The 14,396-nt window shown below is 37.8% G+C and carries 13 protein-coding genes and 1 other annotated feature; all 13 genes read left to right on the top strand.

What is annotated here, in order from left to right:
* The first annotated feature begins 179 nt into the window (after positions 1 to 179).
* The 13 genes from M948_RS42365 (at position 180) to M948_RS42305 (ending at position 14,383) form a co-directional block, all read left to right on the top strand.
* The gene (locus M948_RS42365; protein ID WP_021292741.1) at positions 180 to 878 is read left to right on the top strand and encodes an MgtC/SapB family protein; all 699 of its coding nucleotides are present in this window, start codon (positions 180 to 182) and stop codon (positions 876 to 878) included.
* 212 nt (positions 879 to 1,090) lie between these two features.
* Positions 1,091 to 1,558 carry a CtsR family transcriptional regulator gene (locus M948_RS42360; RefSeq protein ID WP_021292740.1) on the top strand — a complete coding sequence of 156 codons (468 nt, stop codon included), beginning with the start codon at positions 1,091 to 1,093 and terminating at the stop codon, positions 1,556 to 1,558.
* Positions 1,559 to 1,574: 16 nt separating this feature from the next.
* A complete protein-coding gene (locus M948_RS42355; RefSeq protein ID WP_021292739.1) occupies positions 1,575 to 2,123 on the top strand; it encodes a UvrB/UvrC motif-containing protein in 549 nt (182 codons plus the stop codon).
* Positions 2,120 to 3,184: a protein arginine kinase gene (locus M948_RS42350; RefSeq protein ID WP_021292738.1), complete on the top strand. Its 1,065-nt coding sequence runs from the start codon at positions 2,120 to 2,122 to the stop codon at positions 3,182 to 3,184. The genes M948_RS42355 and M948_RS42350 overlap by 4 nt, the downstream gene beginning before the upstream one ends.
* 17 nt (positions 3,185 to 3,201) lie before the next feature.
* Complete coding sequence (gene clpC / locus M948_RS42345) at positions 3,202 to 5,628, top strand: ATP-dependent protease ATP-binding subunit ClpC (RefSeq protein ID WP_021292737.1); 2,427 nt, start codon at positions 3,202 to 3,204, stop codon at positions 5,626 to 5,628.
* A 377-nt stretch (positions 5,629 to 6,005) separates the two neighbouring features.
* Positions 6,006 to 7,379 carry a DNA repair protein RadA gene (gene radA / locus M948_RS42340; protein ID WP_021292736.1) on the top strand — a complete coding sequence of 458 codons (1,374 nt, stop codon included), beginning with the start codon at positions 6,006 to 6,008 and terminating at the stop codon, positions 7,377 to 7,379.
* Positions 7,380 to 7,552: 173 nt separating this feature from the next.
* Positions 7,553 to 8,656, top strand: coding sequence for a PIN/TRAM domain-containing protein (locus M948_RS42335; RefSeq protein WP_021292735.1), 1,104 nt, complete (start codon positions 7,553 to 7,555; stop codon positions 8,654 to 8,656).
* A 208-nt stretch (positions 8,657 to 8,864) separates the two neighbouring features.
* Positions 8,865 to 10,334, top strand: a complete 1,470-nt coding sequence (gltX, locus tag M948_RS42330) for a glutamate--tRNA ligase (protein ID WP_021292734.1) — start codon at positions 8,865 to 8,867, stop codon at positions 10,332 to 10,334.
* A 42-nt stretch (positions 10,335 to 10,376) separates the two neighbouring features.
* Positions 10,377 to 10,601, top strand: a binding site (T-box leader).
* A 92-nt stretch (positions 10,602 to 10,693) separates the two neighbouring features.
* A complete protein-coding gene (gene cysE, locus M948_RS42325; protein ID WP_038246158.1) occupies positions 10,694 to 11,338 on the top strand; it encodes a serine O-acetyltransferase in 645 nt (214 codons plus the stop codon).
* Positions 11,328 to 12,728: a cysteine--tRNA ligase gene (gene cysS / locus M948_RS42320; RefSeq protein WP_021292732.1), complete on the top strand. Its 1,401-nt coding sequence runs from the start codon at positions 11,328 to 11,330 to the stop codon at positions 12,726 to 12,728. Before cysE ends, cysS begins: the two co-directional genes overlap by 11 nt.
* 1 nt (position 12,729) lies before the next feature.
* Positions 12,730 to 13,128 carry a Mini-ribonuclease 3 gene (locus tag M948_RS42315; RefSeq protein ID WP_021292731.1) on the top strand — a complete coding sequence of 133 codons (399 nt, stop codon included), beginning with the start codon at positions 12,730 to 12,732 and terminating at the stop codon, positions 13,126 to 13,128.
* The gene (rlmB, locus tag M948_RS42310; RefSeq protein ID WP_021292730.1) at positions 13,128 to 13,871 is read left to right on the top strand and encodes a 23S rRNA (guanosine(2251)-2'-O)-methyltransferase RlmB; all 744 of its coding nucleotides are present in this window, start codon (positions 13,128 to 13,130) and stop codon (positions 13,869 to 13,871) included. The genes M948_RS42315 and rlmB overlap by 1 nt, the downstream gene beginning before the upstream one ends.
* Positions 13,872 to 13,873: 2 nt before the next feature.
* Positions 13,874 to 14,383 (top strand): NYN domain-containing protein, encoded by a 510-nt coding sequence (locus M948_RS42305; RefSeq protein ID WP_021292729.1) that lies wholly within the window; start codon positions 13,874 to 13,876, stop codon positions 14,381 to 14,383.
* The last annotated feature ends 13 nt before the right edge of the window (positions 14,384 to 14,396 follow it).

Below are 14,396 nucleotides of genomic sequence, written 5' to 3'. Positions count from 1 at the left end.
GGTAGTTGGGGCTTTGCCCCTGCAAGAGTAGGACGCCGCCAGGCCATTTCATAAACTGACCGTAAGTACTACGGTCAGTTTTTTGTTTATATAGACTAAGGTTTTTAAGCATATATATGGTGGGCATACCATATTTTGATATATATTATTTTATAAAATAAAACAGGAGGTGCGAAAATTTGGAGGAAATCCTAGATGACTTATTAGGTGAACATTTCTATCTCATTATGACACGTGTGTTAATTGCACTGGTTTTATCTGGATTAATTGGATTTGAAAGAGAGATTAAGAATCATTCAGCGGGTTTTCGCACACACATCTTAGTTGGTGTGGGTTCTTGTTTAATGATGCTTCTTTCGCTATTTGGTTTCGAATCATTTATGGAAGAATATGATCAAGTTCAATTTGACCCAGCGAGAATTCCTTCATATGTTATTAGTGGGATCGGCTTTCTTGGAGCGGGTACGATTATTGTTTATGGTGGAACCATTCGTGGTTTAACAACTGCTGCTTCTATATGGACCGTAGCTGGACTAGGTTTAGTAGTCGGAGCAGGAATGTACGCAGCAGCTGTTTTTACAACGTTGATTATTTTATTGAGTTTAATTTTTCTTAATAACTTTGAGCGATTGTTTAGACGTGGTGGCAGCTCGAATTTAATACAAATTGTTACATTACCTGGTTTACATGTAAATGAAGTTGTTGCTGCTTTTGAAAAATTTAATTTAACAATAAAAGAAGTAGAGATCATCAAAATAGAAAATGACTTGCGAAATATATTTATTAAAATCGAAAAAAAGCCAGACTTAGATCGTATATCATTATTCGAGGAGATCTCAAAGGTTGATCATGTTAAAAATATCACGGAACTTAAATAAGAAAGACTACAAAAAGAACCTTACAACATACAATAAGTTGTAAGGTTTTTAAAAAATTTAAGGATGATACCACTCTTAGGTTTTGTATCTTTGTTTTTTGTCAAAAATAAGCTTAGACAATGTATTTGCATCTTTAGTATTTTGCCGTATAATAAAGGTATAGTCAAAGATAGTCAAAGTCAAAGGATAATGATCTAAAAGGGGGTGGGCATATGAGTAATATATCAGATATAATTGAAAATTATCTAAAGCAAATACTCCAAGCAAAAGGGAAAAATGTAATTGAAATAAAACGAAGCGAGATTGCTGATCAATTTCAATGTGTCCCCTCACAAATTAATTATGTGATTAACACTAGGTTTACCGTGGAAAAAGGATATATAGTTGAAAGTAAACGTGGAGGCGGTGGATATATTCGAATCATGCGAGTTATTCATCAAGATAAATCAGATCTAATTGATGAGATTATTAGTATGGTCAATCCAACCGTCTCGCAACAAAAAACCATAGATGTCTTAGAAAGGTTATTAGAGGAACAAATTGTTACGCAGAGGGAAGCAAAGATTATGCTTAGTGCAATAGGAAGAGAAACGCTAGCTTTCCAACTGCCATTACGTGATGAGATCCGTGCACGCATATTAACTTCTATGCTTCGTACGTTAAAGTATTTAAATAAGTAAAGGGGGTAATCAGAAAATGAAGTGCCAGGAATGTCATGAGCGACCTGCGACACTCCATTTTTCCCAAGTAATTCAAGGGAAGAAAATGGAAGTCCATGTTTGCAATGTTTGTGCAAAGGAAAAAGGGTATATGAATTATCCTGAAGATGGTTATTCCTTGCATCATTTGTTATCTGGACTCTTTAACTTTGATACATCTAATATTGCAAGCGCACAAGGAACTACTTACCAGCAGGTAAATGAATTGCAGTGTCCAAAATGTGAATTGACTTTTTCTGAATTTAAACAGATTGGTAAATTTGGGTGTGCAGTCTGTTATGAAACGTTTAATGAACGTCTTGACCCTATTTTTCGCCGAGTACATGCAGGAAATACAAAGCATAATGGTAAAATACCGAAACGTCAGGGTGGGGACTTGCATAAAAAGAAACAGGTAGAAGCTTTAAAAGATCAATTAAAATCCTTAGTTGAAAATGAAGCGTTTGAAGAAGCTGCAAAAGTCCGAGATAAAATTAAAGCATTGAATCAAGACCAGGATAAGCCAGAGGCAGGTGATCAGTCTTGACTTTACAACAGTTTATGAATGAAGCGCTTAGCCCGTGGATGAGAAAAGAAGGCCCAGATAGCGATATTGTATTAAGCAGTCGGATTCGGCTTGCTAGAAACTTTGCAAATGTAGCTTATCCTATTCTTGCTGATCCAGATCAATTAGAAGAAATTCGCAATTTCTTTAAAGAGAAATATGAGAATCAATCTTTTGAGGAATATAAACAGTTTGCTTTTATCTCTATTCGAGATTTATCATCAGTAGAAAAACGGGTATTAGTAGAAAAACATTTAATTAGCCCTTTATTGGCAAAATATTCCGAATCAGCAGCCACTTTAATATCAGAAAATGAGCAAGTGTCATTAATGATTAACGAAGAAGATCACATTCGAATGCAATTATACTTCCCAGGTTTTCAGCTATCCAAAGCACTTAATAAGGCTTTTGAATTTGATGATTGGCTAGAAGAGAAAATTAATTATGCATTTGATGAAACAAGAGGGTATTTAACCAGCTGTCCTACAAATGTGGGTACCGGTATGCGTGCTTCTGTTATGATGCATCTTCCTGCACTCGTTTTTACAAAGCAAATTAATCGTATGATTCCAGCAATTAATCAATTAGGTTTAGTAGTTCGCGGAATCTATGGGGAAGGCAGTGAGGCTCAAGGTAATATTTTTCAAATTTCTAACCAAATAACCCTTGGAAAGTCGGAAGAAGATATTGTTGAGGATTTGCAAAGCGTGGTACAGCAGCTTATTGAGCATGAGCGACATGCACGGGAACAGTTAATGGATCAAATGCGTACAAAATTAGAGGACCGGATATGCCGTTCATATGGTGTACTAGAATATGCAAGAATTATTGAATCGAAAGAAGCTGCTCAATGTTTATCAGATGTTCGATTAGGGATAGACTTAGGATTATTAGGAAATGTTTCTCGAAATATATTAAATGAATTAATGATACTTACGCAACCAGGATTCTTACAACAATATGCCAAAAAAACGTTGACAGCAAATGAACGTGATGTGTTACGAGCGTCACTCATTCGCCAGCGATTAGAATTAGAGAAATAGATAGGAGGAATTATTATATGATGTTTGGACGTTTCACTGAAAGAGCACAAAAGGTACTAGCGTTATCACAAGAAGAAGCTGTACGACTTGGACATAATAATATTGGTACAGAACATATCCTTTTAGGACTTGTCAGAGAGGGCGAAGGGATAGCTGCTAAAGCCTTGCAATCATTAAACCTTGAAATATCTAAAATTCAAGAAGAGGTGGAGAAATTAATTGGAGTTGGCAAACAGCCAATGCAGTCGATTCACTACACGCCTCGTGCCAAAAAGGTTGTGGAACTTTCACAAGACGAAGCAAGGAAACTAGGGCATTCCTATGTAGGTACAGAGCATATTTTACTGGGACTTATCCGAGAAGGCGAAGGCGTTGCGGCACGCGTATTGAATAATTTAGGTGTTAGCTTAAATAAAGCGAGACAACAGGTGCTTCAATTGCTTGGAAGCAATGAATCACAGACAAATCGTCAAGGTCGTGGTCAGCAATCCAATGCAAATACGCCTACATTAGATTCATTAGCTCGTGATTTAACTGTAAGTGCAAAAGAAGGGAATATTGATCCGGTTATTGGACGTAGTAAGGAAATCGAAAGAGTAATTCAAGTTTTAAGTCGCCGGACAAAAAACAATCCAGTACTAATTGGAGAACCTGGTGTTGGGAAGACAGCTGTAGCAGAAGGGTTAGCCCAACAGATTATTAATAATGAAGTTCCGGAAATATTACGCGATAAACGCGTGATGACCCTGGATATGGGTACAGTAGTTGCAGGAACAAAATACCGTGGTGAATTCGAGGATCGGTTAAAAAAAGTGATGGAAGAGATTCGCCAGGCAGGAAACATTATTCTGTTTATCGATGAATTACACACATTGATCGGTGCTGGTGGGGCAGAAGGAGCAATTGATGCTTCCAATATACTTAAACCATCTTTAGCTCGTGGAGAACTACAATGTATTGGTGCTACTACATTGGATGAGTACCGTAAATATATTGAAAAAGATGCTGCTCTGGAACGTAGATTCCAGCCAATCCAAGTAGATGAGCCGACATTAGAGGAAACCGTTCAAATATTAAATGGTTTACGTGATCGTTATGAAGCGCATCACCGTGTAACGATAACAGATGAAGCAATAGAAGCAGCTGCTAACCTATCTGATCGCTATATTACTGATCGTTTTCTCCCGGATAAGGCAATTGATTTAATTGATGAGGCTGGTTCAAAGGTTCGTTTACGCTCTTATACCGTTCCACCAAACCTAAAAGAATTAGAACAAAAACTTGAAGAAGTCCGAAAAGAAAAGGATGCAGCTGTGCAAAGTCAAGAATTTGAAAAAGCGGCATCGCTTCGTGATTCAGAACAACGTCTTCGTGAAGAGTTAGAAGAAACAAAGAATGAGTGGAAAGAAAAACAAGGCCAAACCGATTCAGAAGTCACCATCGAAGATATTGCTAGTGTTGTTTCTACCTGGACTGGTGTGCCTGTTTCGAAATTAACCAAAGACGAAAGCGATCGATTATTAAATATGGAAGGAATACTACACAATCGTGTAATTGGGCAAGAGGAAGCTGTAAATGCTATTTCCAAAGCTATTCGAAGAGCACGTGCTGGATTAAAAGATCCGAAGCGGCCAATTGGTTCCTTTATTTTCTTAGGCCCTACTGGTGTTGGAAAAACAGAATTGGCTCGTGCCCTAGCAGAAGCAATGTTTGAAGATGAAGATGCTATGATTCGAATAGATATGTCGGAGTATATGGAAAAACACGCTACTTCTCGCTTAGTTGGTTCTCCTCCAGGATACGTTGGTTATGACGAGGGAGGACAATTAACAGAAAAGGTACGTAGAAAACCATATTCTGTTGTTCTATTAGATGAAGTAGAGAAGGCACATCCAGAAGTATTTAATATTTTATTACAAGTGTTGGAAGATGGTCGACTTACAGATTCTAAAGGGCGGGTTGTAGATTTTCGTAATACCGTCCTAATCATGACTTCTAATGTAGGTGCAAGCGAATTAAAACGAAATAAATATGTTGGCTTTAATCTTGAGGAGGAAGGCCAAGAATATAAAGATATGAAATCAAAGGTGATGGATGAGATGAAAAAGTCATTCCGTCCAGAGTTTCTTAACCGAATTGACGAAACCATTGTATTCCATTCCTTAGAGAAAAAGCATATGAAGAATATTGTAACCTTAATGGTAGAGCAGTTACAACGACGCCTTAAGGGCCAAGATATTGATTTCTCACTAACAGATAAGGCAGTTGAAAAAATTGCTAATGAAGGATTTGATCCAGAATATGGCGCTAGACCACTTCGTCGTTCCATCCAGAAAAACATCGAAGATTTATTATCAGAAGAACTGCTTAAAGAAACAATAACAAAAGGTCAAAAAGTGAAAATAGGTTTAAATAATAAAGGGGAATTTATTATTCTTCCTTAAATCCTATAAGGAAAAATGGTCTTCATGAGAGTAAGGTGCTCTTATGGAGACCCTTTTAGATATACTTTATAAAAAATGCAGAATGGAAGAAATGCCCTAATCGTATAACGTTCATCCGCACCATATGGTATGTTAAAATAGAAAAGAAAGATGAAATTCAAGTAGCTACGCTTCAAAACATATAAACTTCTTATTAAAGTGAAACCGATAGGCATGTAGAAACTCCATTGTAATTTCCCTCAAAACTATTCATTACTGATATGCCAGTCAACTAAATTGTGGCAAGACTATGGAAATATTTGATTAAATTGATAGGAACCTGTAACTTTCTTATTGCTAAAATCGTTTATAATAGATAAGTGAAGGGGTAGAGGAATTTGGCGAAACGAAAAACAAAATATGTTTGTCATGAATGTGGGTATGAATCCGCCAAATGGATGGGTAAATGCCCTGGTTGTAATAATTGGAATACATTCATTGAAGAAATTGAAGTTACTGGCGGCAGACATAAACAGTCTTTCCAAACAGGAGCAAGATCTGTTGGTAAACCAGAAAAGATTACGTCAATTGAAACAAAAGAGGAGCCAAGGATCACTACAACGATGAAAGAGTTCAATCGTGTACTAGGTGGTGGAATTGTTCCGGGATCTTTAGTACTTATTGGTGGTGATCCTGGTATAGGGAAGTCTACCTTGTTATTACAGATTTCATCGCATTTAGCGGATAAACAATTGCCAGTTCTTTATATTTCAGGTGAGGAATCGACAAAGCAAACAAAACTAAGAGCCGATCGCTTAGGTGTTAAAACAGGCTTATTATATGTGCTAGCGGAGACAAATTTAATGGATATAGCCAATCAAATAGAAGCAGTAAAGCCTTCTTTTGTGGTGATTGATTCCATACAAACCATCTTTCGCGAAGAAGTCTCAAGCGCACCGGGAAGTGTTTCACAAGTACGAGAATGTACATCCGAATTGATGAAGCTTGCAAAAACAAATGGAATTCCAATATTTATTGTGGGACATGTAACCAAAGAAGGGGCTATTGCTGGTCCCAGACTATTAGAACATATGGTTGATGCTGTGCTCTATTTTGAAGGAGAACGTCATCATACGTATCGGATATTACGCGGTGTGAAAAACCGGTTTGGCAGTACGAATGAGATGGGTATCTTTGAAATGAAAGAGGAAGGATTACGAGAAGTACTAAACCCCTCTGAGATATTTTTAGAAGAACGTTCACAGGGTGCTGCTGGATCAACTGTTGTTGCATCGATGGAAGGAACTAGACCTGTACTTGTTGAAATACAAGCATTAATATCTCCGACTGCTTTTGGAAATCCACGTAGGATGGCTACTGGTGTGGATCACAACCGTGTTCCGTTATTAATGGCAGTATTGGAAAAGCGTGTTGGACTAATGCTTCAGAACCAAGATGCTTATATAAAGGTTGCTGGAGGCGTGAAATTGGATGAACCAGCTATTGATTTAGCAATAGCTGTAAGCATTGCTTCTAGTTTTCGAGATCAACCTACAAAACCAGATGATATTTTTATAGGTGAAGTAGGCTTAACAGGCGAAATTAGGCGTGTGTCTAGGATAGAACAACGTGTTCAGGAAGCAGCGAAGCTTGGATTTAAACGGGTAATTTGCCCAAAAAATAATTTAGACGGTTGGACAACCCCTGATAATATTGAAGTCATTGGTGTTAATTCGGTACAAGAGGCATTGAATTTAGGTGTAAGTCGATAAATGGAATAATATTTATTGTAATATGTTTTTTTATTTGATATAATAATATGTTTATATATTTGAATTAGGATGATAGCTATGCTATGCTTTAATTGACATTATAATATTTTATTACTTTCGAAGGATTATTTTTTTTGAACCTCGGCAATAATATAGGTTAGGAGGTGGCAGTGGTGCTGAAAAAGATAGTTCATTTATTCTTTATTATATTAGGCGGTACCGTTGGGTATTTATATGTCCCTGATATCTTGACTTTATTAGATTTTACAGATGCAAATTGGGTGTTTTCACCATATGTAGGAACGGTAATTGGTGCAATTATTTTCTTTCTCCTTTCATATTGGCTTGTTGATTATATTGTCGGTTTTTTAAAGTGGGTAGAAGAAGCGCTTATAAAATTGCCTGTTGGTGATCTGTTTTTTGGAAGTTTAGGTTTAATGGCAGGATTAATTATTGCCTTTTTAGTTAATATACCATTAACGGATATTAATATTGAATTAGTATCTCAAGTACTTCCGTTGTTTACAACAATATTGCTAGGTTACTTTGGTTTTCAAGTTGGGTTTAGAAGAAGAGATGAATTTTTAAACTTATTGAATATCAATAAAAAGGAACGTGAAAAACGCAAGCCGGCTGAAAATGAGCAGCAACAAGTTTCTGCCATTTCACCGAAAGCTAAAATTTTAGATACGAGTGTTATCATTGATGGGCGTATTGCTGATATTTGCCAAACAAATTTTTTAGAGGGGACCATTGTAATCCCTCAGTTCGTTCTAGGTGAATTGCAGCATATTGCCGATTCATCCGATGTGCTAAAAAGGAATAGAGGCCGTAGAGGGCTTGATGTATTAAACCGTATCCAGAAGGAATTGCCTGTTAAAGTGGAAATTTACGAAGGTGATTTTGAAGATATACATGAAGTGGATAGTAAACTTATTAAGTTAGCAAAAGTAATTGATGGCATCGTTGTGACGAATGATTTTAATTTAAATAAAGTCTGTGATTTACAAAGTGTGCATGTGTTAAATATCAATGATTTAGCGAATGCGGTTAAACCAGTTGTTTTACCTGGAGAAGAACTTGTCGTCCAAGTCATTAAAGACGGTAAAGAACACAATCAAGGTATTGCTTACTTAGATGATGGTACTATGATTGTGGTTGAAGAGGGTAGAGATTATATTGGCAAAACCATAGAGGTATTAATTACGAGTGTGTTGCAAACATCTGCCGGTCGAATGATATTTGCTAAACCAAAATTACTTGAAAAAGCATTGTAAAAAAGGTATAACTTATAAAGGATAGATAAAGTGATAACATCGATTGTTATCACTTTTGTTATACTGAAGAGGGAAGTATAATTTTATTTAGAAATCATCTTAGACTATCACCGCAGTTAACGCAGGATGTAACGTTGCCTGTGCCATTAAAGCCGGATGAGTCTATTAGTTACTTATTTTATGTATTGATATAGAAAGGGGCAGAACCATGACAAACCAGGTTCGAGTACGTTATGCGCCAAGTCCAACTGGTCATTTGCATATCGGGAATGCACGTACAGCATTATTTAACTATTTATACGCCAAACATTTTAATGGGAAAATGGTCATTCGAATAGAAGACACAGACGATAAAAGAAACGTAGCTGGTGGGGAAGAAAGTCAGCTCAAATTTCTAAAATGGCTCGGTGTTGATTGGGATGAGGGAGCAGACATAGGTGGTGATTATGGCCCTTATCGCCAAATGGAACGACTTGACATCTATCAGAAATATGTAGACGAACTCTTAGAGAGGGGTTTAGCATATAAATGTTATATGACAGAAGAGGAATTAGATGAAGAAAGAGAGGAGCAGCGTGCAAAAGGACAAGTTCCTAAATATTCAGGTGCACACCGTGATTTAACAGCCGAACAGATTGCAGTGTTTGAAGAGGAAGGGCGTAAGCCAAGCATTCGTTTCCGTGTACCAGATAATACGACGTATACGTTTATGGATATGGTTCGTGGCAAGATCACATTCGAATCCAGTGATTTTGGTGATTGGGTCATTGTAAAGAAAAGCGGAATACCTACGTATAATTTCGCAGTTGCCATTGATGATCATTTAATGGAAATTACAAATGTTTTGCGTGGGGAGGAGCATATCTCGAATACTCCGAAACAAATGATGGTTTATGAAGCGTTTGGTTGGGAGCCGCCACAGTTTGGACATATGACGCTTATTCTTAATGAAGAGCGAAAAAAATTAAGTAAACGTGACCAACATATTTTGCAATTTATTGAGCAGTATCATAATCTTGGGTACTTACCAGAAGCTCTCTTTAATTTCATTGCCTTATTAGGCTGGTCACCAGTTGGAGAGGAAGAGATCTTCGATAAAGAAACATTGATTTCTATTTTTGATCCAGAAAGACTTTCAACGTCTGCCGCAATATTTGATCGTCACAAATTGAAATGGATGAATAATGAGTATATAAAAGCAGCAGATTTAGGGGATGTAATTGAACTTGCAATGCCGCATTTAGTGGAAGCTGGTAAGCTATCAGCAAATATGGATGCAGCTACAAAGGAATGGGCAGAAAAGGTAATTGCGCTTTATAAAGATCAATTAAGGTATGGTGCGGAGATCGTGGAGTTAACCGATATGTTCTTTAATAAAGAGATCGCTTTTGATGAAGGTGCGATGGATGTTCTGCAAGAAGAACAAGTTCCAGAAGTGTTACAAGTATTCACAGATAAGCTTATCCACTTAGAGGATTTCTCAAAAGACGCTATTAAAGCACAAATCAAGGCAACGCAAAAAGAGACCGGACACCGCGGTAAACGTTTATTTATGCCGATTCGTGTAGCAACAACAGGTCAAACGCATGGTCCAGAGCTTCCGATGGCAATTGAATTACTGGGAAAAGAAGATGTGGTTGCTCGTCTTGATCAAGTTTTAAATAAATTAGATGCTTAATAATTCACATTCCGCATAATATATAATATAGTATTATTACAATATGGAACGATGAAGAGGGAAAGTAGGAAGTAACCCGCTTATACAGAGAGAATCACCTAGGCTGCGAGTGGTTTTAAGCATTGTTTCCGAAGTGCTCCTCAGAGTCTGTTATGGAAATTAGTACATAACGGCGGTTCTCTACCGTTATAAGAGCTAAGTTGGTAGGGGTTTGTGCTCTTTTCTCCCCCTTCAAACAGAGTGGAACCGCGCATAAGCGTCTCTGTGTATTGTACACAGGGACGCTTATTTTTGATATAAGCACTAGATATACAAATGTTAACGGTGAGGAGGATACGAAATTGGGGATATGGAAGCGGATGAGAGAAGATATGGATGTAGTTTTTGAGCAAGATCCGGCAGCACGAACGTATATCGAAGTTTGCCTAACCTATTCAGGATTACATGCCGTGTGGTCTCATCGCATTGCACATGCTTTTTATAAACGGAGAATGTTTTTTATTGCCCGTGTGATATCACAAGTGAGCCGTTTTTTAACTGGAATTGAAATCCACCCAGGAGCGATCATTGGCCGCCGTTTGTTTATCGACCATGGCATGGGGGTGGTCATAGGGGAAACATGTGAAATAGGAGATAATGTAACCATCTTCCAGGGAGTGACCTTGGGCGGTACTGGTAAGGAAAAAGGGAAGCGTCATCCTACCGTTAAAAACAATGCATTAATTGCAACTGGTGCCAAGGTGCTTGGGTCCATTACGATCGGTGAAAGTGCAAAAGTAGGTGGTGGTTCCGTGGTACTCCGAGATGTACCAGATCATGCTACTGTTGTAGGAGTTCCAGGAAAAGTAGTTAAGCAAAATGGGGAAAAAGTAAGAAGAGATCTGGACCATCATAAGATGCCGGATCCTGTTTCCAACCGCTGTGAATATTTACAAAACGAAATAGATGCGTTAAAAGGTGAAATTGCAGAATTGAAGGAAGGGAAAAAACATCATGTCGATTAAAATTTATAATACACTTACTCGCCAAAAAGAAGTATTTAAACCCTTAAATGAAGGCAAAGTAAGCATTTATGTATGTGGACCTACTGTATACAATTACATCCATATAGGCAATGCTAGACCGGCTATTGTGTTTGATACCGTTCGACGTTACTTTGAATATAAAGGTTTCACTGTTGATTATGTACTTAATTTCACAGATGTGGATGATAAATTAATTAAGGCTGCAAATGAACTAGGGGAAGAAGTGCCGGAGGTTGCAGGCCGATTTATTGATGCTTATCTTGAAGATGTTGGTGCGTTAGGAGTGAAGAAAGCAACAAGAAACCCACGTGTAACGGAGACGATGGATGATATTATTCAATTCATAGAAAAGCTTATTGAGAAGGGTTACGCATACGAGGCTGAAGGTGATGTATATTTTAAGCCTCGTCAATTTGATGGGTATGGTAAGTTATCACATCAATCCATTGATGAATTGCGGGCAGGTTCTCGAATTCAAGTTGGAGAAAAGAAAAAGGATCCATTGGATTTTGCTCTTTGGAAACAAGCAAAGGAAGGAGAAATAGCTTGGGATTCTCCTTGGGGCAAAGGGCGTCCAGGGTGGCATATAGAATGCTCTGCTATGGTAAAGAAATATTTAGGTGATACCATTGATATTCATGCTGGCGGACAAGATTTAGCATTTCCTCATCATGAAAATGAAATAGCACAGTCGGAAGCAATGAACGGAAAAACATTTGCTAATTATTGGATGCATAATGGATATATTAATATAGATAATGAAAAAATGTCTAAATCACTAGGGAATTTTGTGCTAACGCGAGATTTAATTAATCAGCATGATCCGCAAGTACTTCGTTTCTTTATGCTCAGTGTACATTATCGTCACCCAATCAATTTTACAGAAGAGTTGCTTAAGAGTGCAGAAAACAGTTTGGAAAGAATTACAACAGCATATGATAATCTTGCACATCGTAAAGCTTCCAGCATGGACTTAGTTGACCATAAAGATAGATGGATGGAAAAAATATCTAATTGGAAGCAGCAATTTGAAGATGAAATGGATGATGACTTTAATACTGCAAATGGAATATCAGTGCTTTTTGATGTTACAAAAGAAGCAAATGTTTATTTGCAATCACATCAAACATGCAGCCATGTAATTGAAGCATTTCAAGAGACGATACAGTCTTTCTTAAATGTGTTAGGTATTGAAATAAAAGAAGACCAGCCGTTGCTTGATGAAGATATTGAGGCATTAATTGAAGAGAGGAATGAAGCTAGAAAAGCCCGTAACTTTGAACGAGCAGATGAGATTCGTGATATGCTAAAGGATAAAAATATTCTACTAGAGGATACACCTCAAGGAGTACGATGGAAGAGGGGCTAATATGAAGGACGATGTGAAACAGATGAAAAGCTTAGCCCTTGCTTATATGGGAGATGCTGTCTATGAAGTGTATATTAGGGAGCATCTCTTGCAACATGGTCAAGTAAAGCCGCAACAATTACACAAAGAAGCAATTAAATACGTGTCAGGGAAAGCACAGGCAAATGTTGTCATGCAGTGGTTGGAAATAGGGTATCTCAGTGAGGAGGAACAACGGGTAGTAGCTAGGGGCCGAAATGCGAAGTCTGGTTCGGTTCCTAAGAATTTAAGTGTCCAAGCCTATCGTTATAGTACAGCATTTGAAGCACTCATCGGGTATCATTACTTGTCAAAACATCAAGCGCGTCTGGATGAACTAATAGAGGATGCCATTAAAGTTACAGAAAGGAGTGAGGCTTAATGGATCAAGAATTAATTATCGGTAAGAACCCGGTGATAGAAGCATTGAATTCGGGTCGGTCAGTTAATAAAGTGTTAATTTCGGAACAATTGAATGCGACCACACAAGGTAAAATTATTCAATTCGGTAAAACTGCAGGGACAATTGTACAGAAAGTGCCAAAGCGTAAATTAGATCAGCTATCCAATGGTAATCATCAAGGGGTGGTTGCCTATGTAGCTTCCTATAACTATGCTACGTTGGATGACTTGTTCCAGAAAGCACAGGAGCGGTCAGAATCACCTTTCTTTATCATCTTAGATGAATTGGAAGACCCTCATAACTTGGGTTCTATTCTCCGTTCTGCTGATGCTGTGGGAGCACATGGGGTTATTATTCCTAAACGTCGCTCCGTAGGATTAACAGCAACCGTTGCTAAAACTGCGGCAGGTGCAATTGAGCATATTCCGGTAGCTAGAGTGACCAATATTGCAACTACAATTGATGAATTAAAAGATCGCCATATATGGGTGGTTGGGACAGAAGCAAATGCGACGGAAGACTACAGGAAGCTGGATGGTACATTACCGATTGCGATTGTGATAGGTAACGAAGGAAAAGGGATGAGTCGTTTAGTTCAAAAGAAGTGCGATTGGACGGTCAGCCTTCCGATGAAAGGAAAAGTTTCCTCTTTAAACGCGTCCGTTGCCTGTGGGCTACTATTGTACGAGGTTTATCGCAAAAGGTTTCCTGTTGGTGAATAAAGATGATTGTAGTAATTGTTGATGGATATAACATAATTGGAGCATGGGAAGAACTTCAGAAACTAAAAGAGAAAGATGTTGGACAAGCTAGAGATCGCTTAATCGAACTAATGGCAGAATATCAAGCTTATTCGGGGTATCGAGTGATTGTTGTTTTTGATGCTTACTATGTTAGAGGAATTGCCAGTAAACTAAAGGCATACGATGTGGAAGTTATCTTTACTAAAGAGAAAGAAACAGCTGATGAATGTATAGAGAAGCTAGTAAAAGAAGTGAAAAACATTCAAACCCAAGTGTATGTTGCAACTTCGGATTACGCTGAACAACGTACAATATTTGGTAGTGGAGCTTTACGAAAGTCGGCAAGAGAGCTATTTATAGAATCGAAAAATATAGAAAAAGAAATAGAAGCAACAATCGATCTGCATCATAAAACCCAGGCTCATACGAAAATTGAGTTGGACCAAGCCGTTCTGGAAAAATTTGAGAAGTGGCGAAGGGGAGAAATGTAAAAATAGGGTTAAA

It is taken from the genome of Virgibacillus sp. CM-4, from assembly GCF_000445495.1.
Classification (GTDB): domain Bacteria; phylum Bacillota; class Bacilli; order Bacillales; family Amphibacillaceae; genus Virgibacillus; species Virgibacillus salexigens.
The sequence above is the reverse complement of the archived record's forward strand: the minus strand, read 5'-3'. Positions and strand labels throughout refer to the sequence as shown.